The 24,872-nt window shown below is 71.4% G+C and carries 19 protein-coding genes; 9 read left to right on the top strand and 10 right to left on the bottom strand.

What is annotated here, in order from left to right; all coding sequences use genetic code 11:
- The first annotated feature begins 85 nt into the window (after positions 1-85).
- From ABZS54_RS16010 to fahA, 3 genes are read left to right on the top strand one after another with little or no spacing between them, the layout of a single operon-like run.
- Positions 86-1,288: a homogentisate 1,2-dioxygenase gene (locus tag ABZS54_RS16010; protein WP_355535238.1), complete on the top strand. Its 1,203-nt coding sequence runs from the start codon at positions 86-88 to the stop codon at positions 1,286-1,288.
- Positions 1,285-2,157, top strand: coding sequence for a hypothetical protein (locus tag ABZS54_RS16015; protein WP_355535241.1), 873 nt, complete (start codon positions 1,285-1,287; stop codon positions 2,155-2,157). The genes ABZS54_RS16010 and ABZS54_RS16015 overlap by 4 nt, the downstream gene beginning before the upstream one ends.
- Before the next feature lie 22 nt (positions 2,158-2,179).
- Positions 2,180-3,400 (top strand): fumarylacetoacetase, encoded by a 1,221-nt coding sequence (gene fahA, locus ABZS54_RS16020; protein WP_355535244.1) that lies wholly within the window; start codon positions 2,180-2,182, stop codon positions 3,398-3,400.
- 978 nt (positions 3,401-4,378) lie between these two features.
- On the opposite strand, the gene ABZS54_RS16025 is transcribed toward fahA, so the two are convergent.
- From ABZS54_RS16025 to ABZS54_RS16035, 3 genes are all read right to left on the bottom strand, one after another.
- Positions 4,379-4,870, bottom strand: a complete 492-nt coding sequence (locus ABZS54_RS16025) for a hypothetical protein (RefSeq protein ID WP_355535247.1) — start codon at positions 4,868-4,870, stop codon at positions 4,379-4,381.
- A gap of 197 nt (positions 4,871-5,067) precedes the next feature.
- Positions 5,068-5,955, bottom strand: a complete 888-nt coding sequence (locus ABZS54_RS16030) for a CAP domain-containing protein (protein WP_355535250.1) — start codon at positions 5,953-5,955, stop codon at positions 5,068-5,070.
- Positions 5,956-5,977: 22 nt separating this feature from the next.
- Positions 5,978-7,615 (bottom strand): ABC-F family ATP-binding cassette domain-containing protein, encoded by a 1,638-nt coding sequence (locus ABZS54_RS16035; protein ID WP_355535253.1) that lies wholly within the window; start codon positions 7,613-7,615, stop codon positions 5,978-5,980.
- Between the two features lie 85 nt (positions 7,616-7,700).
- Here ABZS54_RS16035 and ABZS54_RS16040 point away from each other — a divergent pair, with 85 nt between their 5' ends.
- Both ABZS54_RS16040 and ABZS54_RS16045 read left to right on the top strand, forming a co-directional pair.
- The gene (locus ABZS54_RS16040; RefSeq protein ID WP_355535256.1) at positions 7,701-8,447 is read left to right on the top strand and encodes a PIG-L deacetylase family protein; all 747 of its coding nucleotides are present in this window, start codon (positions 7,701-7,703) and stop codon (positions 8,445-8,447) included.
- 34 nt (positions 8,448-8,481) lie between these two features.
- A complete protein-coding gene (locus tag ABZS54_RS16045) occupies positions 8,482-9,153 on the top strand; it encodes a hypothetical protein (protein WP_355535259.1) in 672 nt (223 codons plus the stop codon).
- A 23-nt stretch (positions 9,154-9,176) separates the two neighbouring features.
- Here ABZS54_RS16045 and ABZS54_RS16050 read toward each other — a convergent pair whose 3' ends face one another.
- The 7 genes from ABZS54_RS16050 to ABZS54_RS16080 form a co-directional block, all read right to left on the bottom strand.
- Positions 9,177-11,369: a hypothetical protein gene (locus tag ABZS54_RS16050; protein ID WP_355535262.1), complete on the bottom strand. Its 2,193-nt coding sequence runs from the start codon at positions 11,367-11,369 to the stop codon at positions 9,177-9,179.
- Positions 11,370-11,506: 137 nt separating this feature from the next.
- Positions 11,507-12,688 (bottom strand): DegT/DnrJ/EryC1/StrS family aminotransferase, encoded by a 1,182-nt coding sequence (locus tag ABZS54_RS16055; protein ID WP_355535265.1) that lies wholly within the window; start codon positions 12,686-12,688, stop codon positions 11,507-11,509.
- Positions 12,679-14,169 carry a hypothetical protein gene (locus tag ABZS54_RS16060; RefSeq protein WP_355535268.1) on the bottom strand — a complete coding sequence of 497 codons (1,491 nt, stop codon included), beginning with the start codon at positions 14,167-14,169 and terminating at the stop codon, positions 12,679-12,681. Before ABZS54_RS16060 ends, ABZS54_RS16055 begins: the two co-directional genes overlap by 10 nt.
- Before the next feature lie 94 nt (positions 14,170-14,263).
- Entirely contained in the window at positions 14,264-15,349 is a 1,086-nt protein-coding gene (locus ABZS54_RS16065; protein ID WP_355535270.1) for a GNAT family N-acetyltransferase, read from the bottom strand.
- Positions 15,346-16,449, bottom strand: a complete 1,104-nt coding sequence (locus ABZS54_RS16070; protein WP_355535273.1) for a glycosyltransferase — start codon at positions 16,447-16,449, stop codon at positions 15,346-15,348. The genes ABZS54_RS16065 and ABZS54_RS16070 overlap by 4 nt, the downstream gene beginning before the upstream one ends.
- The gene (locus ABZS54_RS16075) at positions 16,449-18,368 is read right to left on the bottom strand and encodes a CpsD/CapB family tyrosine-protein kinase (protein ID WP_355535276.1); all 1,920 of its coding nucleotides are present in this window, start codon (positions 18,366-18,368) and stop codon (positions 16,449-16,451) included. The genes ABZS54_RS16070 and ABZS54_RS16075 overlap by 1 nt, the downstream gene beginning before the upstream one ends.
- Positions 18,369-18,515: 147 nt before the next feature.
- Entirely contained in the window at positions 18,516-19,712 is a 1,197-nt protein-coding gene (locus ABZS54_RS16080; RefSeq protein ID WP_355535279.1) for a glycosyltransferase, read from the bottom strand.
- 129 nt (positions 19,713-19,841) lie between these two features.
- Here ABZS54_RS16080 and ABZS54_RS16085 point away from each other — a divergent pair, with 129 nt between their 5' ends.
- From ABZS54_RS16085 to ABZS54_RS16100, 4 genes are all read left to right on the top strand, one after another.
- Positions 19,842-20,975 (top strand): glycosyltransferase, encoded by a 1,134-nt coding sequence (locus ABZS54_RS16085; RefSeq protein WP_355535282.1) that lies wholly within the window; start codon positions 19,842-19,844, stop codon positions 20,973-20,975.
- A gap of 122 nt (positions 20,976-21,097) precedes the next feature.
- Positions 21,098-22,219 carry an ABC transporter permease gene (locus ABZS54_RS16090; RefSeq protein ID WP_355535285.1) on the top strand — a complete coding sequence of 374 codons (1,122 nt, stop codon included), beginning with the start codon at positions 21,098-21,100 and terminating at the stop codon, positions 22,217-22,219.
- On the top strand, positions 22,209-23,429 hold the full coding sequence (locus ABZS54_RS16095) for an ABC transporter ATP-binding protein (RefSeq protein ID WP_355535288.1): 1,221 nt from the start codon (positions 22,209-22,211) through the stop codon (positions 23,427-23,429). Before ABZS54_RS16090 ends, ABZS54_RS16095 begins: the two co-directional genes overlap by 11 nt.
- Before the next feature lie 6 nt (positions 23,430-23,435).
- On the top strand, positions 23,436-24,707 hold the full coding sequence (locus tag ABZS54_RS16100) for a glycosyltransferase family 4 protein (protein WP_355535291.1): 1,272 nt from the start codon (positions 23,436-23,438) through the stop codon (positions 24,705-24,707).
- The last annotated feature ends 165 nt before the right edge of the window (positions 24,708-24,872 follow it).

Here is a 24,872-nt window from a genome sequence, read left to right on the forward strand (position 1 = left end):
GGGCCGGCCGTCGCGCGCGGCGGCGGTCGGCGGAAGTCGGGCCGGGCACGGCGGCACGGGTAGCAGACGGAGGAGTCGGGCAGTCATGGCGTACTACCGCAGCGTGGGCGAGGTGCCGCCGAAGCGGCATACCCAGCACCGCCGCCCGGACGGCGGCCTGTACTACGAGGAGCTGATGGGTGAGGAGGGCTTCTCCTCCGACTCCTCGCTGCTCTATCACCGCGCGATCCCGTCGGCCATCGCCGACGCGAGCGTGTGGGAAGTCCCCGACCAGAGCGTCACCGCCAACCATCCGCTCAAGCCGCGCCACCTCAAGCTGCACGAGCTGTTCGCGGACAACGAGTGGAAGGCGGTCGACGCGGTCACCGGCCGCCGGCTGGTGCTGGGCAACGGCGACGTACGGATCTCCTACGTGGTCGCGGGCAGCCCCTCGCCGCTTTACCGCAACGCGCTCGGCGACGAGTGCGTGTACATCGAGTCCGGCTCCGGGACGGTGGAGACCGTGTTCGGCGCGCTCACCGTCGGCCCCGGCGACTACGTGATACTGCCGCGCGCCACCACCCACCGGTGGGTGCCCGGCACCGAGGAACCGCTGCGCGCGTACTGCATCGAGGCCAATTCGCACATCACGCCCGCCAAGCGCTACCTGTCCCGGTTCGGCCAACTGCTCGAGCACGCGCCGTTCTGCGAGCGCGACCTGTGCGGGCCGGTCCAGCCGCTGCTCGCCGAGGGCACCGACGTCGAGGTACTGGTCAAGCACCGCGGCCTGGGCGGCGAGATCGCCGGCACCCGCTACGTGTTCCCCACCCACCCGTTCGACGTGGTCGGCTGGGACGGGTGCCTGTACCCGTACGTGTTCAACATCTCCGACTTCGAGCCGATCACCGGCCGGATCCACCAGCCGCCGCCCGCGCACCAGGTGTTCGAGGGGCAAGGCTTCGTGATCTGCAACTTCGTGCCGCGCAAGGTGGACTACCACCCGCTGTCGATCCCGGTGCCGTACTACCACTCGAACGTGGACTCGGACGAGGTCATGTTCTACTGCGGCGGCAACTACGAGGCCCGCAAGGGGTCCGGGATCGGCCAGGGCTCGATCTCGCTGCACCCGGGCGGGCACGCGCACGGGCCGCAGCCCGGTGCCTACGAGCGCAGCATCGGCATCGAGTTCTTCGACGAGCTCGCGGTCATGGTGGACACCTTCCGCCCGCTCGGCGTCGGCGAGGGTGGCCTCGCGAGCGAGGATCAGGGTTACGCGTGGACCTGGGCCGGGAAGGCGCCTCGACCATGAGCGCACCCACCGACGCCCCCGAGACCCTGTACCAGGCACTGTTCACCGGACTGTGGGACGACGCGGCGTTGTTCCCGCCCGGCAACGCCCCGATGACCGAAGCGGTGCCCGCGCACCGGCTGTACCGCACCGAATGGTTCGCACCGTTCGTGCGCAACTTCCTGGTCGGCACGGCACACGTGCCCGACCTGCTCGCCCTCGCCGATCCCGACGCGCCACTGCGGATCGTGCTCGTGGCCCCCGGCGGCCCCGCCACCGTGGGGCCCGCCGTACGCACCATCCTGAACACCCCCGGGTTGTTCCTGGAGGGCATCGAGGTCGCCGGCGACGGCGAGATCGGCAAGGCGGTCGCGGCGCTGCACGAACACCTGCCGGAGATGACGGCGGGCTACGTCGAGGTCCTCAAAGGCGCGGGCCTCGACGCTGACCTGGACAATCTCGCCGGCACGTACGGGCGGCCCAAGTTCCGCACCGGCGGTACCGCCGCGCACGCGTTCCCGGACGAGGCCGAGCTGGCCGCGTTCGTGTACGCGTGCCGGATCCGCGAACTGCCGTTCAAGGTCACGGCCGGGCTGCACAACGCCGTGCGGCACACCGACCCGACCACGGGTTTCGAGCACCACGGTTACCTCAACCTGTTGCTCGCCACCCACCACGCCGTCGCCGGCGCCGAACCCGACGCGCTCGCGGACGTACTCGCGCTCCGCGACAGCGCGGAACTCACCCGGATGGCGCACGATCTGACCCTGACCGAGCGCACCCGCCTGCGCGGCTACCTGACCTCGTACGGCACCTGTAGCGTCGCCGAGCCGCTCCAGGACGCGCTCACCCTGGGTCTGCTCGGCGAACCCCCGCGTCACCGCGACTGATCCGATCGAGGAGCCTCACGCCATGCCCACCACCTGGGTCCCGCTGCCGACCGACACGGTGTACGGCATCGACAACCTGCCCTACGGCGTGTTCACCACCGACCGCGAGCCGGATCGGCCGCGCGTGGGGGTGGCGATCGGCGACTTCGTGCTGGACGCCGGCGCGGCGGCGCACGCGGTCGGCGCGCCGGCCGACGTGCTGGACGCGCCGAGCCTGACCGCACTGATGGCGGCCGGCCGGGCGACCTGGAGCGCGGTGCGGGCCTCGCTCACCACCTGGCTGACCGACCCGGACCTGCGGGCGAGCGTCGAACCGCACCTGATCTCGCGTCAGGAGGCGGTGCTCCGACTGCCGTTCGAGGTCGCCGACTACGTCGACTTCTACGCCTCCGAGCACCACGCGAGCAACCTCGGCAAGATCTTCCGACCCGGCTCCGAGCCACTGACGCCGAACTGGAAGCACCTGCCCATCGGTTACCACGGCCGCGCCGGCACCGTGGTCGTCTCGCACACGCCGATCGTGCGACCCAGCGGGCAGCGCAAGGCGCCCACCGACGCGGCGCCCTCGTTCGGGCCCACCCGCCGGCTGGACATCGAGGCCGAGGTCGGCTTCGTGGTCGGCGTCGGCTCCGAACTCGGCACTCCCGTGGGCCTGGGCGACTTCGCCGAGCACGTGTTCGGCGTGTGTCTGCTCAACGACTGGTCCGCCCGGGACATCCAGGCCTGGGAGTACGTCCCGCTCGGCCCGTTCCTGGGCAAGTCCTTCGCCACGTCGGTGTCGCCGTGGATCGTCCCCCTCGAGGCACTCGGCGTCGCGCGCGTGGCACCCCCCGCGCGCGACGTCGAGCCACTGCCCTACCTGGACGACCGTGCCGGCGAACCGTGGGGCCTGGACCTGGCCCTGGAGGTCCGGCTCAACGGACACCTGATCTCCCGGCCGCCGTTCGCGGCGATGTACTGGACCGCCGCACAGCAGCTCGCACATATGACCGTCAACGGCGCGGCGCTGCGCCCGGGCGACCTGTTCGCCTCCGGCACGGTCAGCGGCCCCGATCTCGATCAGCGCGGCGCGCTGATCGAGATCACCTGGAACGGCGAGAACCCCCTCAAACTCCCGGACGGGTCCACCCGGACCTATCTGGAGGACGGCGACGAGGTCACGATCACCGCTACCGCCCCCGGTCCGAACGGCACTCGTATCGGATTCGGCGAGGTAAGCGGGCGAATCCTGGCGGCGCGCTGACTCGATGCCGGCTCCCGCAACTTGCGGGAGCCGGCATTTCGCCGTGGTGCGACCGCGCTGCGGCACATGGCCGCGCGGGGTGTCCGTGTCGCCGTTTCCGGGCCATCGCGCCGGGGCCCACGCCCGGCCCTCGTGTCGCGCCGTGTCGGCCGCGCACGGATCCGTGCGTGCGGCGATCTCGGCCCGAATCGCCGAATCGCCGAATCGCCGGATCGGTGGTCGACCGGGCCCGGTAGGCGTGCATGGCCGAAAAGTGACGCACCGCGTCCGTCCCGATCGCGGCGGCACACTCGCTGCGCAGCGCCCAGATGCCGGGTGCGGCCCGGCCGACCGTCCATCCGGGATCACTCCGGGACGGCCACCGGCGGCGTTCGGGCGGCCTCCGGGCGACTCCGAGCCGTCTTGGGCGGTCGTGTGCCCGACGTACTTGCGGCGGCCCGTGCGGGCGAGGCCAAGGCGGCCTCGTGCGGCTGCGCCGTGCCCCCGGCCGGCCCGGCCACGGTTCGCCGCCGATACCGTCGACGAGCGTCCGCAGCGGATGTGGCCCTCGCGGTCCACGTCTCGGGCGCGTGCATACGCTGCCCCTTGGTAGGTCGGGTGACCCGCCGGGGACGGCGGGAGCCGCCGTTGCCCGCCCGGGACGGCCGGAGCGGCCATCCCTCGCCCAGGAGGGCCGGAGCCGCCGTTCCCGGCCCGGATTCCGCCGGGGACTCGTCCAGCACCGCGAGGCACCGAGCGGTGGAATCCGGCCGGCCGTTCAACCGATCGAGGATGTCGTGGACCTCGCCGAGCACATCCTCGGCGGTGATCCACGGATCCGGTTCGTCGAGGCGCCACGACGCGGTCTCGTGCACCGGCCGCTCGCACCCGCCTCGATCTCGGTCGCGACCCACCCGGACTCCACCTGCTCGGTGAATTCCTCGAAAGTGACCGGGTCACCCGATACGAGTCACCCGATCGCAGGTCATCCGTTCCGGATCAACCGGTCCGGATCGCTCGGTGCTGGCCGCTTTTGTCGTAGTAGCCGGGACTGGCCACCAGCGCGGTGCGGAAGTACAGGCCCTCGCCGACCACACCGTTGTTGTTGCCGTGTCCGGGCACGAACGGTTGCCACAGTGCCACCAGCAGGTCCGGGGCCACCAGCGAGGCGCCCTCGGTCTCCACCCGCACGGGTGTCAGTTCACCGAGCAGTCGGGTGACGTCGACGGCCGGCGCGCCGAAGACATCGATGCCCAGACACAACACCGTGTCCGCGAAGTCGTCCTCGGACCGGTGCACCTCGATCGCCTCGACCAGCCCGTCCTTGTCGCTCACCACATGAATCGAGAGGTCCGCACCGAAGTGGGCGAACCCACGAGTGCGTCCCGACAGATCTCCTCCGAGTTCGCGCAGAGCCGCCTCTGCCTCGTCCATGGACATGCCGATCTTGATCGGCCCTACGCCGTAAGGCGGATCCAACTCAAGCTGCACGTGATCTCCCTCGCCTCGAACAACCGAGTATGGCGCACCGTCATCGAGGCCCCTCGCACCCGGTTGCCGGTTCGGCGTGGCAGGCCGACCCGGTACCCGTACCCGAACGGCAACGTTCCGGTCGGTGTCGGCGCCGGCTTCGGCTTTGTACCCATTCGGGTCAATCGGGCCGACCGCCGACACCGGCTCCGGGAGCGTCAGCGCGGGGTGCCGAAGACCTGGGTCCACGAGGTGCCGTAGGTGCCGCCCGTGACATACCCGACACCGATCTCGGTGAACTCCGGGGTGAGGATGTTCTTGCGATGGCCGGGAGAATCCATCCAGCCCTGCACCACCTCGGCCGGGCTCTGCTGGCCGCAGGCGATGTTCTCACCTATCCGGCTGTACACATAGCCCGCCGCGACCGCCCGGTCCCACGGCTCGCGGCCGTCCGGATCGGTGTGCGAAAAGAACGCCCGGCTGATCATGTCCGCACTGAACGCCTGTGCACACGCCGTCAGTTGTTCCTGCGGCGCAAGCGGGCGCAGGCCCTGCCGGGCCCGTTCGACGTTGGTCAGCTCGACCACCCCACGCTGGAACTCGGTGAGCCCCGACGGGGTTTGCGTCTCCTCCTCGACCTCGACGCCGAAGTCCCGAGCGATCCCGGCCAGCCCGTCCGCGTAGCCCTGACCCAGTGCGCGCACCTTCCAGTCCGCGCCCCGCCGGTAGATCTCCGCCAACAACAACACCGTCTCGGTGCGCGGCCGCGGCGGGGTGAACCGCGCCAGCAGCGTGCCGCCCGCACCGGTGAGGGTCATCGCCGGCGGTGGCAACTCGCCCAGGGTGTGCGTGGTGTCGGCGGGACTGATCACCACCGTCACGCGCGTGGCGCCCGCCCGCAGGCCGCTCGGGTCCACCGTGACGGTGTCCCCGCCCAGTTGCACCCCGGGTGCGCGGAGCTGGTTGAAGAAGACGAAGTCCCCGTCGCCGGACACCCGTCGATCCTCACCCGTGATCAACGCGGAGATGTCGAACGGACCGGGCACACGCACGCGCACGACGCCGCCCGGCAAGGATTGGTTGGCGCCCGGCGGCAGTTCGTTCATGACCTCGGATTCTAACGACCAATCAGACCTCGGTGACCCGGCCGTCCGCGACTTCGATCCGCCGGGTGATGTGCACTGCGTCCAGCATCCGCCGGTCGTGGGTGACCAGCAACAGGGTGCCCTCGTAGGACTCCAGCGCGGACTCCAACTGCTCGATCGCGGGCAGGTCCAGGTGGTTCGTCGGCTCGTCCAGGACCAGCAGGTTGACCCCCTCGGCCTGGAGCAGCGCCAGCGCCGCACGGGTGCGCTCGCCCGGGGACAACGTCGCAGCCGGGCGCAGCACGTGCGCCGCCTTGAGCCCGAACTTGGCCAGCAGCGTGCGTACATCGGCCGGAAGCAGGTCCGGGACCACCGCGCAGAACGCGTCCAGGAGCGGCAGGTCGCCCAGGAACAGCCCGCGTGCCTGGTCCACCTCGCCGACCACGACGCCCGAGCCCAGCGCGCCTTGACCGGCCGTCAACTCGGCCCGCCCGAGCAACGCCGCGAGCAGCGTGGACTTGCCCGCGCCGTTCCCGCCGGTGATCGCGACCCGATCCGCCCAGTCGATCTGAAGCGTCACCGGACCCAGCGCGAAGCCGCCGCGCTCGACCACCGCGCCGTTCAGCGTGGCCACCACCGCGCCCGCCCGCGGGGCGGCGGCGATCTCCATTCGCAGCTCCCACTCCTTGCGCGGCTCCTCGACCACCTCCAGGCGCTCGATCATCCGCTCGGTCTGCCGCGCCTTGGACGCTTGCTTCTCGCTCGCCTCGGATCGGGTCTTGCGGCTGATCTTGTCGTTGTCGGTGGACTTGCGGCGCGCGTTGCGGGTGCCCTTGTCCATCCACCCGCGCTGCATCCGGGCCCGGGCCTCCAGGTCGCCGCGCTTGTCGGCGTACTCGTCGAACTCCTCGCGCGCATGCCGACGGGCCACCTCGCGCTCGGCCAGATACGCCTCGTAGCCGCCGCCGTAGCTGCGGATCTGCTGCTGGACCAGATCCAGCTCGACCACCCGGTCCACCGTGCGGGCCAGGAACTCGCGGTCGTGGCTGATCACCACGGTGCCCGCCCGCAGCCCGGTGACGAACTTCTCCAACCGGTCCAGACCGTCCAGGTCCAGGTCGTTGGTCGGCTCGTCGAGCAGGAACACGTCGTAGCGGCTCAACAGCAGCGACATCAGACCCGCGCGCGCGGCCTGACCACCCGACAGAGCGGTCATCTCGCGATCCAGGTCCACCGCCAGGCCCAGATCGGCGGCCACCTCCTCGGCCCGCTCCTCCAGGTCCGCACCGCCCAGGTCCAGCCAGCGATCCAGCGCGACGCTGTACTCGTCGTCGGCGCCCGCGCGGCCCTCGACCAGGCCCTCGGTCGCGGTGTCGAGCGCGGCCTGCGCGGCGGCGACACCGGTACGCCGGGCCAGGAACGCCCGGACCGTCTCGCCCGGCCGCCGCTCCGGTTCCTGCGGCAGATGGCCCACCGACCCTGTCGGCGGGCTCAACCGGATCGATCCCGCCTCCGGCTCGGCAAGGCCGGCGAGCAGTCTCAACAGGGTGGACTTGCCCGCGCCGTTCACCCCGACCAGGCCCACCACATCGCCCGGGGCGATCACCAGGTCCAATCCGGAGAACAGGACACGGTCACCGTGTCCGGCGGCAAGGTCTTTGACGACGATCGTGGCGCTCATGAGGATACGAATCCTATCGGCCGCTGCGAGGATGACGACGTCCGCGTAGCACCGGCCCCTGCGGCCACCTGGGAAGGACCATGCGATGACCACCGAACCCCGGCCCGAACCGTACGAGGCGCTGCCCGAGGACTGGGAGCGCGCCGTCGCCATCGTCGCGCACCCGGACGACCTCGAATACGGCGCCGCCGCCGCGATCGCCCGCTGGACCCGGCAGGGCAAGCACATCACGTACGTCATGGTCACCAGCGGCGAAGCCGGCATCGACGGACTCGATCCGGACGAGTGCCGCCCGCTGCGCGAGGCCGAACAGATCGAGTCGGCGCGGATCGTCGGCGTCGAAACGGTCGAGTTCCTCGGCTACCCGGACGGTGTGCTCGAGTACGGCCTGCCGCTGCGCCGCGACCTGTCCCGCGTGGTCCGTCGGCACCGGCCCGAGATCGTGATCACCGGCAACTTCCGCGACACCTGGGGCGGCGTCGCGCTGAACCAGGCCGACCACATCGCGGTGGGCCGGGCGGTCGTGGACGCGGTGCGCGACGCGGGCAACCGATGGGTGTTCCGCGACCTGCTCGCCGAGGGGCACGAGCCGTGGGGCGGGGTGCGCGCGGTGTGGGCGGGCGGCTCGCCGCAGGCGCGGCACGCGGCGGACACCACCGAGGACTTCGCGCTCGGCGTCGCCTCGCTGGAGGCGCACGCGGCGTACCTGGCCGGGCTGGGCCAGGGGCAGATGGCGGACGCGGGGGAGTTCCTGGAGGGCATGGGCCGGGCGGCCGGCGCGCGCCTGGGCACTCGGTTCGCGGCCGCTTTCGAAGTCTTTCCCATGACATGACGATCAGCTGACGAACGCTCAGTACGCTTCGCGAATGAGCCGTAGGCAGCATCCTCGTGGCCGGGTCCTCGCCGTATGCGCGGCGGGGGCGCTGGCCGTCACCGGAATCGGCGCGTGCGGCAGCGACGGTGACGACGTCCCGCCCCAGTCGTCGAAGCGGTTGAACGTCGAGAAATTCCGGCAGGCGGTCCGGCCGATCGGGGCGAGCGGCCCGCAATGCCCGCTGCCGTTCGACGTCGCCGCGGCCACCGCGAAGATCCACCTCGACGGGCCCGTCGCCCCGGGCGATCCGGCCGCGGACGGCAGCGAGGGCTGGTCCGACGACGACGCGAAGGCACACGACCTGCGCTCGGACCTCTCCGCGATGCAGCGATCCAACGGCGTCGAGGTCACCTGTCGCTACAAGGTCGGCACTGTCGAGATCCACGTGGACACCTGGGCCGCGCGCCGCGGTCCCGCGATCAACCCGGCGCTGCCGGTGATCCAGCGTGATGCCGGCGTGAGCGTGGGCACGCTGAGCGACTTCGCCACCCGGATGACCAAGATCGCTCCGCAACAGGTGGTCCCGGTCGGTGAGGGCGGCGTCGCGGTCGTCCGGCTGAACGTGGACGGCCCCGGCGAGGCGGTGCTGTTCGTCTCCGCCGAGACGCTGGCGCCCGATCGAATAGCCACGCTCGCGAGCACGTTCGCCAAGCAACTCGACTGAGCCGCCGACGGTATCGCCTCGGCTCAGTCCGACCCGCCGCGCGTCGCGTTGAGCACCTCCACCGCTCCTGCCGCGTCGCCGATCGTGGCGTAGTCCACCGCGACGAAGTTCACCGGCCGCCCGCGCTGCGCCTCGCACGCGCGGGCCCGGTCGAGCACGTATTGCCGGGCGTTGACCCGACCCGCGTCCAACCGGCTGCCACCCAGGTTGGTGACGAAGTGGTTCAGCAGGAACAGCCGCTTGTCGGTGCCGCCACGGTTGGGCAGGCACGACATCTCGGCGGGGGAGGCGAACGCGAACGGCGTCTCCATGCCGTACTCGTAGAAATTGCGGTACCACGGCGCGGGACCGCCGCCCTGCTCGGCGAACACCACCAGGCGTTTGTCCTCGCGGACCATCTCGCCCAGCTTGGGCCACCTCGCCGCCGGATCCGGGGACGGCGTGTACAGCAGCCGCTCCACGCCCGCCTCGCGGAACGCCTGCTCGGTCTGCTCGCCGGTGATGTCGTTCTGCAGGATCAGCGTCACCACCTCCCCGGGATTGTCGTCCAGCCAGGCGCCGATCCTGTGCAGCGTCGGGGCCAGCGTGATCGCACCCGCGCGGCACAGCGCGTGGCACAACCACAGGCCCGGGCGCGGTGGGTTGGCCAGGTCGATCAGGCGCAGGACCTCGGCCTGCATGTCCGGCGCGAAGCCGGACACGCTCAGTCGCGGCTGGACCTGCTCCGGCAACTCCCAGGTATAGGTGTCCAGTTGCAGCCCACGGGCGCCCGCGTTGAGCTGCGCGATGATGTCCGGATCCTGGAGCGGGCCGATGAACCGGTCGGCGGTGGTGGCCATCGCGTTGTGCGTGGTCAGGTAGGCGACCTCGTCGTAGCGGCGGTCGCACAGCTCGATCGAGCCCAGACAGTGCCGCTCCTCGACCTTGCCCGCCGCGACCGGGACCACGGTGGCGCCCAGGACCACGGCCGCCAGCGCGAATCCGCCCACCGTCGCGGCGATCGCGATCCGGTGCCGCGGCGGCAGGTTCAGCGCACGGCGCGCGGCCGCCCGCCGCCAACTCCACGCGCCCGCGACCAGGGCCAGGCCCAGCACGAGCGGGACCAGCGCGGCGAACAGGCCGACGCCGGTCAGCGACGAGATCGCGGCGTGCTGGACGTCGCCCACCAGCGAGTTGACCGAGTGCGGCCAACTCGGCGCGGGCTCGGCCAACACATTCGGCAGGCGTGAGCGGATGAGCAGGACGAGCGCCCCGGAGAGCGCCCCGCCGACCACGAGCGCCCAGGCGATCGCGGGCACCCGACGCGACCAGGATCGCGGCCCGGTGAACCACAGCAGGACCACCGCGGCGATGCCGAGCACGGTGGCCAGTACCTGGACCGGGCCCAGTGCCAGTTTGGTGAAGGTGCGCGCGGTCGAGAGGCTGCTCGGGTTCAGGCCGGCGTGCTCCAGGTCGGGGAGTACGTCCCACTGTCCGTCGTCGGTACGGGCGGCCAGGTCGGAACGGGCCGAACCGGTGCTGCCACCCAGTACATACGGCCCGACCACCGCGAGCGCGCCCGCGATGTCGCCGGTGCCCAGTGCGGCGGTGACCTGGGCGCGCACCTGCGTTGCGGCGTCCGCGGGCACGATCGAAACCAGCGCGTCGGTGGTTGTGGCGATGCCGGCGGCGTCCAATGCGAAGGTCGGGAAGTCGGCCGGGCGGCGCCCGGCGGCCAGATCGTCGAGGGTGGCATCCAGGCCGGATCGAAACGCGGCGAAGTCCGCCGACGGGTGGCCCTGCACGTTGGCGATCAGATCGCCGAGGTAGAGCTCGGCGAGGTCGCCGACGTTGCTCAGCACCGGGCGCAGGTCCACGGTCAGCCGCAGCCTCGATTGCTCGCCGCGCAGATACCCGATGGTGTTGGCGATCTGGTCGTCCACGATGCCGCGCAGGGTCGCGGGCGGCAGCACGCTCTTGAGGTTGGCGGTGATCACGGACGGCGGCACCGGGATCCGGGCCAGCAGGTCCCGGGTGACCTGCTCGGCCGCCGGGTCGACCAGGACCTCGTCGTACATTCGGTTGTAGGCGCGCTCGTCGTCCAGGGCCGCCTGGTAGAAGGCCCGGTTGAGCACGGTGCTTCGCGCGGTGCCCGCTGCCGTGAGCACCACCACCGCGAGCACGACCACGACACCTGCGGCCACGCGCAGCGCGATCAGCCATCGGCCTGCCACCATCTCCCGACGGTCGCCCCGCGCCAGTGGCCTCAAACGCCGGCCGGGCCGAATTCACACCGGCCGGCAACAGGGCGTGTCCAGCGGGATCTCGGCGGGTCCACCAGGATCCGCCGGACACGCCCCGGCGGTGAGGCTGCTCAGGCCGAGGCCGACCGTACCTCGCCGGCATGCTCGTGTACCCGGACCACCGCGTCCGCGACCCGGCGCATCGTCGGCTCGTCCATCTGCGACCACAGCGGCAGCGTCAGCACCCGGGACGACACGTCGTCGGTGATCGGCAACGGCCGCGAAGGCAGGTGCGCGTACGCCTTCTGGCGGTTCACCGGCGGGTGGAAGTAGCGGCGCGAGTCGATCCCGTCCGCCTCAAGCGCCCGGGCCAGCATCGGCACGTCCAGGCCGAAGGCATCCGGGTCGACGATCAGGGTCAGGTCCTTCCAGGTGGACAGGTCGCCCTCGGCGAGCGCCGGCAGCCGCAGTCCCGGCACATCGCGAACCGCCTCCGCGAACACCCCCACCAGGTGCGAGCGGGCGGCCACCCGCTCCGGCAGGCCCCGGAGCGAGACCAGCGCCAGCGCCGCGTGCAGCTCGGACATCCGCGCGTTCAGGCCCGGGAACAGGCAGTCGTAGTCGCCCGGATTGCCGTAGCCGCGGCCCAGCCGGCAAGCCTGCGCCAGCCCCTCGTCACGGGTGGCGACCAACCCGCCCTCGCCCGCGATCACCACCTTCGTCGGGCTCAGCGAGAACACCTCCGCCGCGCCGAAGCCGCCGATCGGCGTGCCCGCGCGCCGGCTGCCCAACGCGTGCGCCGCGTCGTAGACGATCGGCACGTTCGCGTCTGCCGCGACCTTCGCCAATTCCTCCACCCGACACGGCGTCCCGTACACGTGCGTGGCCATCAACGCGGACGCGCCCGACTCGGCCAGCAGCGCCGCCGCGTCGGTCGGGTCCAGGGTCAGGCTGTCCGGGTCCACCTCGGCGAACACCGGGGTCGCCCCCGCCCAGTGCGCCGCGTGCGCGGTGGCCGAGAAGGTGAATCCCGGCATCGCCACCGCACCGCTCACCCCCAGCGCCTGCAGCGCGAGCATCAGCCCGCTCGTGCAGCTCGACACCGCCACCACGTACGGCACCTCCAACTGCGCCGCCGCGGCCTCCTCCAACTCGCGCACCGTGGACCCGTTGGTCAATTGACCACTGGTCAGGATCGCGTCCAGCCGCCGGGTCAACTCCTCCCGCTCGGGCACCTGCACGCGTGTCAGCGGCAGGCCCTCCGGGAACATCGCATCCCCACCGAGCACCGCCGGCTTGCCGGTCACCGCCATACCGCATCCCCCCTGGATTCACCGGGATACCCCGGACTGGTCGAACTCGCTTCCCCACTCATGGCATCGGCCGCGGAGGACGGCGTGTGCCGCCCCATCGTCCGCCGCCGCCTGCGCTCCGAACTCCCACCCTTGTCGGTATCGGTCCGATCCGGCTTCGACACCGCGAGCAGCACCAGCACGAACGGGAACACCTGGACCCGCTCGCGGGTGAGGATGCCGAAGTTGCGGATGTTCGCGAACGCGAGCGCGAACACCAGCGTGTAGACGATCACGAAGGCCACGTAGGGTCTTCGGATCAGCAGACCCGGGATACGTTTCAACCGGGGCAGCGCGACCACGAACAGGCCCATCAATACGACGCCTTCGAACGACGCCACCAGGGCCTGGATGTTGTGCGCCTCGAACGGGAACGGCCGGAACAGCACGGTCACCAGCGATTGCGGCAGCGCGGCCGGCGAGATGGACAGCGCCGCCGAATCATCCACCGCCTGCGCCGAACCGCCCTGCGCGGTCTGGGTTTGCGTCTTGGCGATCACCTGGTTGGCCTGCGCGGCCCCGATGCCCGGCGTCCCGAAGAAGGTGCCGACCTGCTGGAGCGCGAGCACACAGCCCACCCCGAGCACGAGAATCCCGAACCCGGCCCGCAACGGGCCCAGCGCGGAAGCCTGTTGCGGCCGGTTGCGCAGCAGGTAGCCGACACACAGCCCACACAGCAGCAGCACCGTCACATGCGGGCGCACCATCGTGGTGCCCACCGTCCCCAGGATCAGGAACACGAACGCCCCGCGCCGGCGCACCAGGAGCAGTGCCACACCGTAGGCCGCCATGCCCAGCGTGAACATCATCCAGGTGTCCTTGCCGATCCCGGACGGCCAGAACAGCAGCGACGGCAGGAAGAACAGCAGCTTGCCGTAGCGGCGCCGGTCGCCGTCCGGATAGGCCACGTTGAACGCGCGCCAGAACAGGTACAGGCCCCAGAACCCCAGCCACGAATAGACCAGGTAGCCGGCCAGCAGCGACTGCCCGACGATCGCGTACACGATCCCGGTGACGATCATGATGAAACCGGTGCCGATCACCTTGCGGCCGATGTCCACGGTGAAGTCGCCGTCCCGGAAGTGCGGCGCGATGGCCCGCCCGACCAGGTCGTAGGTGGCCGCGTCGGCTCGGCCCTCGTAGAGCACGAAGGACATCCAGTACCGGGCGAAGCACGCGAGCAGCTTGGCCACCAGTGCGCCGATCACCAGTCGGCGTACCCACGGCGGCTCGTCCCGCGAGAACCGGGACAACAGCGGGACACTGATCGTCAGCAGCAGCGGGAAGACGATCAGCGCGCCCCACGTGTCGTACGGGCGGTACTCCATTGCCCACGCGAACACCGAGACGTAGCCGCCCACCGCGGTGAGCGCGAGCAGGGAACCCCACGGCAGTCGCGACGGAGGCACCCACCGGGTGTACGGCGCAAGACGGGACGACAACGGAGCTCCTTGCGGGACGGCGTACCTGTGCGGCGTCGGGCGGGCGGCGGTGGGAGCCGGCTCGGGGCCGGACCGGCGGCTTCCCTCCGGATGGCTAGAAGACCTCCAAGTCCCCCAGGGAGAGCTGCCACGAGCGCAGGTCGTGGACGTCGATCGGATGCGGATGCACGGTCCGTGCGACCAGCAGCATGCCGGTGCGCGGCGGCGTCGCGTATCCCGCGTAGCGGGCCGCCCGCGCAGCCTCGGAGCCGCGGGCCAGATGCGTGGCGACGTGGTCGCAGCCGGACATGGCCACCCCGGAGAACAGCTTGCGTGCGGTGTCCCGATCGCCGGGGCGCACCACCATCTGGGAAAGCGTGAATTCGACCAGCGGACCGCGCAGCCGCGGGCGGCCGAACACCACGCCGGTCAACTCGCCGCTCTTGTACGAGGCCACCACCCGGTAGTCCAGGCCCGGCGCGTCGCCGTAGCGCCAGCGCAGGAAGTCGCCGGTGAGTGCGGTGCGCAGCTTGTCGTGCCCGATCGCCGCGTCGCCCGCGTCCGCCTCGGCGACCAACTCGTCGAAGCCCACCGCGGCCTTGGCATCGGAGAAGAACTGACGAGCCGTCGGGAAGCGGCAACGGGTCGCCGGATCGATCGAGTTCCAGGACTGCGAGGTGCCGGACAGATCACCGGTGGCGCGCAACTCCTTGAGCCCGCGCGCGAACGCGATCGGCCGGATCGGGTGCAGCGACACCGGTACCTTGCCGACCTCGTGCCAGCCCATCTTCAGATAGCCCGGCAGGCTGTTGCCGTTCGGGGTGTTGAACACCAGCGAGGTGTCCACCTCGATCCGCTCCAGCAGGTCGGTGGTCAACCGGCGGAACAGGCCGCGGCCCTGGACGTCCGGGTGGGTCGCGGTGTCCACCGCCCGCACCGCCCGGATCACCTCGCCGCCGAGCACGAACTCCCAGCGCAGGAAAAGCCGTACCGCGACCACCCGGCCGGCCGCCTCGGCGACCAGGCCCGGGCTGGCGCCGAACGGGTTGTCCCGATGCTTCCACCGGAAGAACTCCGAGGTGCGCTCACCGGTCGGACCGCCCGACAACGCGTCGCCGAGCAGCGCCAACACCCGGGGCTCGTCGTGCTTGCCCAACTCGCGCACGGTGAACGGCGAACCGCCTGCCTGTTGCCCACTCACCGCGATCCCTCCAGCACTCTCGCGTACACGTCCTCGATCCGCCGCTGCGCGCCCGCGACATCGAACGCGTCGGAGCGTTCGGCCGCGGCTTCGCCGCACGCTCGCCGGCGCGCCGGATCGCCGGCGAACGCCGTCAACGCGGCGGCGAACGCCGCCGGATCACCGGCCGGCACCACCGTGCCCTCGACCCCGTCGGTGACGATCTCCGGCATACCGCCCACGGCGGTCACCACCGACGGCAGACCGACCGTCATCGCCTCCATCAGCGAGACCGGCAGCCCCTCCTGACGCGAACTCAGCGCGAACACGTCGAACGCCGACAACAGCGTCGGCACGTCGCCGCGCGAACCGGTGAAGACCACCGAGCCCTTGAGATCGGGACGGCTCGCCCGCTCGCGCAGCGTCGCCTCCAGCGGCCCGGAGCCGATCAGCACCAGGACCGCGTCCGGATGCCGGGCCCGCAGCAACGCATGCGCGTCGAGCAGGCCCAACTGGTCTTTCTTCGGCGTGAAGTTGGCCACCGTGCCGACCGTGAACGCGTCCTGGTCCAGGTCCAGCGCCTGCCGGGCCCGCTCCCGCGCGCCCGGGCCGGCGAACGCGTCGCCCAGGTCCGGGCCGTGGTGGATCACCGTCGGCGCGGTCCCGCGCCGCAGCCGGGCCGGCTCGATGCTCTCGGCCACCGCGCCGGAGACCGCGATCACCCCGCTGTTGCGCCGGTAGGTCCAGGCGTTGGCGATCCGGGTGGGTCGCCGATAGCGCTGCCACAGGTTGTGCTCGGTATGCACGATCGGCACGCCGCGCGAGAGCACCCGCGCGGCGACCGCCGGGACCGGCATGTGCGTGTGGATCAGGCCGTACCCGCGCGCCCGCAACAGCGCGCGCAGCCGCAGCGGCCAGGCCCGGCCGCCGCCCAGGCAATGCACCGTGATGCCCAGTGCGCGTAGGTTCGGCACCAGCGCGTCCTTCCACGGCAACACGTAGGCGACCTCGACCTCGTAGCGTTCGCCGTCCAGGTGCCGCGCGCAGTTGACCAGTAGCTGCTCGGCGCCACCGCGTCCCAGACCCTTGGCGAGCCACAGGACGCGAACGCGGTCACCCATCAGCGATCCTCCGAGCCGAGTTCGACGGTTGACCACGTGTCGAAGTGCGGCCCCAGGTGTGCGCCGTCACCGGCGCCGTTGCGCAGCGCCCGCTCCGACGCGGACTGCACCCGGAAGCCGGGGTCGGCCGAGTCCTCGGTCTCAGCGACCGCATCGGCGCGATGCGCACCCCGACCGCTCGCGGGCGATTCGTGCTCGCCCTCGGTGAGTTCGCCGCGCTTGGCCCAGCTCGGCGCGGGACGCTCGGCGTCCTCGTCCTCGACCGGGCTCGGCTCGGCCGAGCGGCCGCGCAGCACCAGGCCCGCGGTCGAGCCGATCCGGCCCACCGTGCCCGTGCGAGGTCCGCGCTTACCGCCGCCCATCGACCGCTGCGGGTCCACCCCCAGCAGCACGACCCCGGCGATCGGCACCCCGGTACGGGTCAACAGCTCGCCCACCCGGGACGCCTGATCGGCCGTCAGGTTGCCGCTGCGGGCCACCACCAGCATCGCGTCGGCGTGCTGCACCAGGTCGTTGGTGTCGTTCGCGTACAGCAGCGGCGCACTGTCCACCAGCACCACGTCCGCGTGGTGCCGGGCGCGTTGCACCACCTCGCCCGCGCGCAGCAACAGCGCGGCCGGATAGGCGGCCGGTGCGCCCGCGGTGATCACCCGCACATTGGGGATGTTCGTGCCGCGCACCACGTCCTGGAGGTTGATCTCCTGCTCGGCGAGCAGTACCTCGGACATGCCCTTGCCGGGCTTGGCGCCCAGATACAGCTGGGTGGCCGGATTGCGGAAGTCGCAGTCCAGGACCAGCACCGAGCGGCCCGCCTCGGCCAGCGCCGCGGCCAGGTTGGCCACCGTGCTGGTGCGTCCGTCGCCCGGTCGCGGCGACACCACCAGGATCACCGGCGCCGGGTCGCTGATGCGCCGGACCGGCATCGCGGTGGCCCGGGTCTGCCGCGGATCGGTGCCGCTGAGCCGATAGGCCAGCCCGGGCGGCCCGGACAGCAGCAGCGCCGACCGCAGCGTGCGATACGCCTCCGCGACCGGACTGTCCGGGCGACCGGCGACCAGCACCGCATGCCCCGCGCGCTGACGCCGAGTCGCCCTCGGCACCTCGGCGATCACCGGGAGGCCGAACGCGTCCTCCAACTGGATCCGCCCGCGCAGCCGCACGTCCATCCGATCCACCATCAGCGCCGCGATCAACCCGAGTGCCAGCCCGAGCGCCGCCGCGAGGCCGATCCGCAGCGGACGCGAAGTCGGCGCCAGGATGCTCGTGGTCGAGTCGGGCGTGCTCTTGAGGCCGTCCATCACCTCGACCTTGGGGTCGTTCAGCGGGTTGATCAGCTCCTGCTGTTGGCCCACCAGCGTGGTGTACTGCCCGCGCTTGGCGTCGAACTCCGCCTGGAGCGTGGCCTTCTTACCCACCGGTGCGTTGGTGGTGCTCTTCTCCAGACCGTCGATGTCGGTCTTGAGCTTGTCCAACTGGGCGGTCATGCTGTCCGCCTGACCCTGCCGGGTCTTGCGCTGCGAGTCGGCGAACGCGGCCACGGTCTCCTGCGCCCAGGCGGTGGCCAGATCCTCGGCCGCCTTGCGACTGGGCGCCTTGGCCGCGATCTGCACCAGGCCCAGGTCCGGGTTCAACTGCGAGGTGACCTTGGACGCCAGGACGGCCGGGTCCGGGTTGTTCAGTCGTTTCGCCACCCGGCGGGCCACCTCACCGCCGTCCGTCATCAGTTGTACGGGCGCCAGATTGAACTCCTTCGCCGAGTTCGGCGCCGGCACCACGTTGACCGAGCTGGTCCACTGATTGCCCGTGCCCTTGGGGTCCGACGGCGTCAGGATCAACCCCGCGAGCAGTCCGATCGCGAGACACGCGAGTACCAGCGGCCAACGGCGCTGGAGAACGGAGAAGTAGCTAGAGGTTTCCACCGGTCCCCCTCCGGTTCGAGTTGCCGCCCTGCGCACAGACCGCGGGGCAGGCCAAACGTAGAGCACTCGCGGTGCCGATCGGTCCCGGGACTGTGCCGGAAGTGTGGAGGTTCCGTCGAGATCCAACCGGATGTGTTCGCGTGGCCGTCACCGCACCGGACCTGACGACACGTCACGGCCGGCTCGTGGGTCGATGGCCCGGGCATAGAACGCGACCATCCGGTCGCAAACGCTGTCGATCGTGTACTCCTCGCCGAAACGTCGATACGCCGCTTCCGTGCGCATCGCGGTCTTCTCCCGCTCCGTCAGGGCCGCAACCAGCGCAGTCGCCAGCGCCTCGGGCGAGTCCGGCGGCACCAGCGCCGCACAGTCGCCCGCCCCGGTGATCTCGCGCACCGGGGGCAGGTCGCTGGTGACGATCGGCGTCCCCACCCCCATCGCCTCGATCAGCACGCTGCCCAGCCCCTCCCAGCGCGAGGGCAGCACGAACACATCGGCCGCGCCCATCAGATCGGGCACGTCGTCACGGTGTCCCAAGAACCGTACGGGCTCGGCCCCGCCGGCGGAATCCCCGATTCCGCCGGTCTCGGCGGCCAGTCGGCGCAGCGACTCGGTCCGGCTCCCGTCCGGTCCGGCCAACAGCAGGACCGCGTCCGGGACCTCGCGGCGAACCCGGGCGAACGCGGTGATCAGCACGTCCAGGCCCTTCTGGTACTCCTGTCGGGCGGCTGTGACCAGGACCGGGACGTCCGTGCCGATGCCCAGCGCGGCCCGGGTGAGCTCGCGGCGATCCCGGGCGGCGGCGAGCAGTTCGCGATCGCGCCCGCGCGGCACCACCTCGATCCGCGAGCGGCGCACCCCGAGCCGGCGGGACATCACGCAGGCCACGTGCTCGGTCAGCGCGTGGAAGCGGCGCACACCGCGCGCGCTGGCCGCGTCCAAGCCCTGGGCGGCACGCAGCTTCCACGGCCGAATCCCGGGCTGGGTGCGCATCTCCGCGCCGTAGGAGGTGTTCACCAGGCTGGACACGACCGGAACACCGGTCGCCACGGCGGCGATTCGCCCTGCGATGTCCGCCTCGTACAGGGTCGTGTGCACCAGATCCGGTCGGCGATCGCGGATCACCCGCGCGAGCCCGCGCGCCGAGCCGGCCCGCGATCCGCGATGCACGCCGAACAGCGACACGCCGGCCTCGGCCAACTCCGGTTGAAAACCGTCCAGATCCAAGAGATACGCGATGTCCAGCGTGATCCCCCTGCGGATCAACTGCGGGGCCATCGCCACCGCCGCCCGTTCGGCGCCACCGACTCGATCCACGCTGTCGATCACCTGGAGCACGTGCACTGCATCACCTCTGCCATCCCCGCCAACTCCCCGGCAAGCCGCCGCCCACAGGGCGCCCCCACCCCACACGGCTGAGCATGTCATCGATACGCCCCCGGCGGGGCGGGATTCGTGACAACCTGTCACCTCATGGGGACACCGACGGACCGGCGTGCGGTCCTGCACGTCGTGACCGACCCCCGACGCCGGGGCTCACAGGCGTTCGCCCACGACCTGGACGCGGCGCTGCGCGAGCGGGGCCGGGCGTCGTCGATCGTCGCGCTCGCCGGCACCGGGGAGATGGACATCCCGATCCTGGGGCCGGGCCGGCTGCACCCGCGCACGCTGCGCGCCCTGCGCCGGCGCGCGGCGGGTGTGGGCCTGGTGATCGCCCACGGCTCGACCACACTGGACGCCTGCGGGATCGCACTCGCGGGCGCCGGGACGCCGTTCGTCTACGTCAACATCGGCGATCCCCGACACTGGGCCAGGGACGCGCTGCGGCGGGCCCGGGTCGGACTGATGTTGCGCCGCGCGGCGGCGATCGCGTCGGTGTCGCCGATGGGGCGTGATCTTCTGCTGCGCACCTACCGGTTGGCGCCCGAGCGGGTGCGGGCGATTCCCAACGGCCGCCGACCGGAGCGATTCCTGCCGCCGAACGAAAGCGATCGGGCCAAGGCCCGGGCCGAGTTGGGGCTGCCGGCGGAGGCGACGGTGCTCGCGGTGGTCGGCGCGTTGGCCGGCGAGAAGCGGGTCGCGCTCGCGATCGAGGCGTTCGGGCTGCTCGCGGGCGCCGAGCCCGCGACCGGAACGGGCGACCTGAGTGACCGTCAAGCCCTGGGCCATCGCCTGCTCGTGGCCGGAGAGGGCCCCGAACGGCCGGCCCTGGAGGCGCTTGCCGAACGACGGGTACCGGGCCGGGTCACCTTCACCGGCAACCTCGCCGACCCGGGCCCGGTGTACCGGGCCGCCGACATGCTCGTATTGTCCAGCACCAGCGAGGGCGTCCCGGGCGTGCTCGTCGAGGCGGGCCTGAGCGCGATCCCGGCCGCGGCGACCGATGTCGGCTTCGTGCGCGACGTGGTCGTGGACGGGGTCACCGGCGCGCTCGCCGACGTCGGTCCCGACCCCGGGGACCCGCAGGCGCTGCTCGCCGCGATCCGCCGGGTGTTGAGCGACCGGGATGCGATGGGGCGAGCGGCCAGGGCCCGTTGCCTGGAACGGCACGCGATGGAGACCGTGGTGGACGCGTGGATCGCGCTGCTCGATGAGCGGAGCCGATGACGCGCCGAGACCGCGTGGAGGAGAAGAAGTAGAGCGGGAGCGCCGAGTCCCGTACGGCCGAATGCGACTCGTGGGGAGATCGCATGTGCCAAGGTTGTTGTCGAACCAGGGAGGGGGAGTCCGTGGGGGAGTATGTGGGGGGTGCCGTCGGCATGCCCGGCGACGGCATGGGCCGGGTCGACGATGTCGGCCGGATGGGCCGGCACGCGCGGCCGGGCGGCAGTGTCGACGAACCCGCCGACCACCGAACACACGTCAAAGGAGCGCCCATCGCGGGCCACGGGGGAGCGACCACGCCGACCATCGACAGTCGCACCGGTACCGGACGACATGCGGCGCCCACGGCGGGCGTCGGCAGCGGGACCGGCCGGATCGCCGCGGCACAGGCACCCGACCCCGAGATCAAGGGACCACCGCCGGAACTCAAGTTCAAGCGCCGCACCAGCCTGGTCCGAGGCATCCGCGAGCTGTGGCACTCGCGCGAACTCGTGCGCACCCTGGCCGAGCGCGACCTCAAGGCCCGCTACAAACAAGCCGTTCTCGGCTTCGCGTGGGCGGTGATCACGCCCGTGTTGCTGATGCTGGTGTTCACCGTCGTCTTCCAGCGCGTGGGCAACCTCAGCGAGACCGCGCACAAGTATGACGTGCCCTACCCGCTGTTCAGCTACCTCGGATTGCTCCCGTGGACGTTCTTCATGTCCTCGGTGACCCAGGGTTCCTCGTCCCTGGTGTCCAACGGGCCGCTGCTGAACAAGGTCTACTGCCCACGTGAGGTCTTCCCGTTCGCCACCGTGATCGTGGCCACCGTGGACATGCTGATCGCCTCCTCCGTACTGGTCGTGCTGTTCGCGGCGTACACCACGCCGCCCGCGGCCACCGCGTGGGCGCTGCCGATCCTGCTGCTCATCCAGTTCGAGGTCACCCTCGGCGTCGTGCTCGTGCTGTCCGCGGCGGTGGTCTACTTCCGCGACATCCGACACGTGTTGCCCCTGCTCATGCAGATGGGCATGTTCGCCACCCCGGTCGCCTACGGTATGGACCAGATCACCAAGGACTGGCTGCTCCCGTACGTGATCTTCAACCCGCTCGCCGCCGTGATCGACGGCTACCGGCGGTCGATCCTGTACGGACAACAACCCGACTGGGAACTCACCGGCGCCGCCGCCGGATCGGCGACCGTGCTCCTGATCGTCGGATACAAGATCTTCAAGAAGCTCGAAGCGGGGATCGCCGATGTCGCCTAGCCTCACGACGACCAAGGCACCGGCCAAGCCGGGCACCCTGCCGCTGGGCACCGTCCGGGCCGAGCACCTGTGGAAACGATTTCGCGCGGACAGTCAGCGCATGCTCCTGCGGGACAACCTGGGCCGCATCGCACGCAAGATCTCCGGTCGCGACCAGGCCGACTGGCGCTGGGCGTTGCGCGACATCGACATCCACATCGACCCCGGCGAGGCGGTCGGCCTGATCGGCTCCAACGGGTCGGGCAAGTCGACGCTGCTCAAGATGCTCACCGGGGTGATGTACCCCTACGCCGGCCGACTTCAGGTGCGTGGCCGAGTCGGCGCCCTGATCGAGGTCCGAGCGGGCATCCACCCGGATCTGACTGGCCGTGAGAACGCGTTCCTGTACGGCTCGTTGCTCGGCCTCAAACGGGCCGAGGTGGCCAACCGGTTCGACGACATCGTGGATTTCGCCGAGTTGGGCACCGCGATCGACCGGCAGGTCAAGTGGTACAGCTCCGGTATGCAGATGCGACTCGGGTTCGCGGTCGCCGCGTTCCTGGAACCGGACGTGCTCCTGGTCGACGAGGTGCTGGCGGTCGGCGACGCGCTCTTCCAGCAGAAGTGTCTGGACCGCATGCGGGTGGTGCTGGAACAGGGCACCACGCTCGTACTGGTCTCGCACGACCTCGCGTCGGTGGAGTCGATCTGCACCCGCGGAATCTGGCTCGAGCAGGGCGAGATCCGCACCGACGGCCCGATCCGGCAGGCGCTGCGCGGGTATCGGGACAGCGTCGAGGAGGAGACCGAGGCGCGTACCCGCACCGACGAGGCGATTCGCACCACCTTCGTGGACGTGCGCGGCGTGGACACGGCCGGCCCCACCACGAACCGGTCGATGGTGGTCGAGGCGGAGTTCACGGGCGACCACCGCGGACCCGCCACGGTGCACATCGGCGTCACCGAAGGTACCGCGAGCCCGGTCTTCACCACCCGCCGCGACGTGCAGTTCGGCCGGTCGGGCAACCGGGTCAGGTGCACCCTGGACCGACTGCCGTTGCCGCGTGGGCGATACGCCCTGTGGATCGGGGTGTACGACCGCGACGGCCACCCGCTGACCACGTGGCATCCCGCGAAACAGTTCGACGTGGCCGGGCCCGAGCTGGACACCCCGCCGCGCGCGGTGGTGCTGGCTGCGCCGGTCTACGTCGACCACACCTGGGAGGGGTGACCGGCCGTGCGCATCCTGGTGTGTCCGCACGACATGCAACTCGGCGGCAGCTCGATCAACGCCGTGGATCTGGCCCGCGCGGTCCGCGACCTGGGTCACGAAGTGTGGGTGATGGGCCGTCAGGGCCCGCTCCGGCAACGGGTGGCCGCCGCCGGGCTGCCGCTGCTCGCGCTGCCCGAGCGGGCGCATGTGAGACCCTCGCCCGCGGTCTCCCGCACGATCGCCGCGGCGGTGCGCAGGCACCGGATCGACGTCGTGCACACCTATGAATACTGGCCGTTGGTCGAGGCGTTCCTGGGTGTGTTCGTGCCGCGCGGCACACCGGTGCTGGGCACCATCATGTCGATGGGCAGCCTGCCGCCGTACTTCCCGCGCACCGGCGTACCGCTGACCGTCGGCTACGGCGAGCTGTACGAGGAGACCGGCGAGCTGCGCGGCCTGGAGGGCGCCCGGGTGCACCTGCTGGAGCCGCCGGTGGACACCGCGATCGACCACCCGATCACCTCGTCGGCGGCCGACGGCTCGCCGGAGGTCGACGTCGAAGCATTCGCCGCCGAGCACGGACTGCTCAAACCGGCACCCACCGTGGTGGTGGTGTCACGGCTGGCCAGGCACCTCAAGCAGGAGCACCTGGAACGCACCATGGACGCCGTCGCCCGGCTGGCCCCGGAGATGCCCGGGCTGCGGCTGGTGATGGTCGGCGGCGGCTCGATCGAAGGCGAACTCCAGGCCCGGGCCGCCGAACTCAACGGTGACCTGGGTCGGCGCGCGATCGTGTTGACCGGCGAGATGGCGGATCCACGTCCGGCCTACGCACTGGCGGACGTCGTGGTGGGCATGGGCAGTTCCGCACTGCGCGGGATGGCCTTCGGCAAGCCCACCGTCGTGGTCGGCGAGCAGGGCTTCAGCAAAGCGGTGACACCGGAGACGATCGGCGACTTCGACGCGCTCGGCTTCTACGGCCTGGGCGCGGGCCGGGTGCCGGTCGAGCAGGACCCGCTGGTCGGCCAACTGACCGCGCTGCTGCGGGACCAGGCCGAGCGCGAGCGGATCGGCACGTGGTCGCTGGACCTGGTGCACGAGCGATTCGCGCTGGACGGTCAGGCCACCCGGTTGGTCGAATGGTACGAACAGGCCTGCCTGGAGCGGCCGGTGGCCCGCGGCCGGGTGGGCGAGGCGGTCCGGGTCGGCGGGCGGCTGGTGGGCTTCAAGGCGACCCAGCGCGGCCAGGCCCTGCGCCGGCGCACGCGCGGTCCGCGCGGGACCACGACCGGATGACCGAGCCGACCGGCCTGAGCAGCCTGACCATGTTGCACGTCGGGGCGTTCTCCGGCTCGGCGCCGGCGCTGCGCCGGGCGCTGGCCGAGCACACCGCCGTCGAGGCGCACGATCTGATGCCGCTGGCCCGCGCGCCTGGCCTGGCCGGCGCGCGGCTGCGGGCCG

Origin of the sequence: Embleya sp. NPDC005575 (assembly GCF_040605455.1) — a bacterium.
Classification (GTDB): domain Bacteria; phylum Actinomycetota; class Actinomycetes; order Streptomycetales; family Streptomycetaceae; genus Embleya.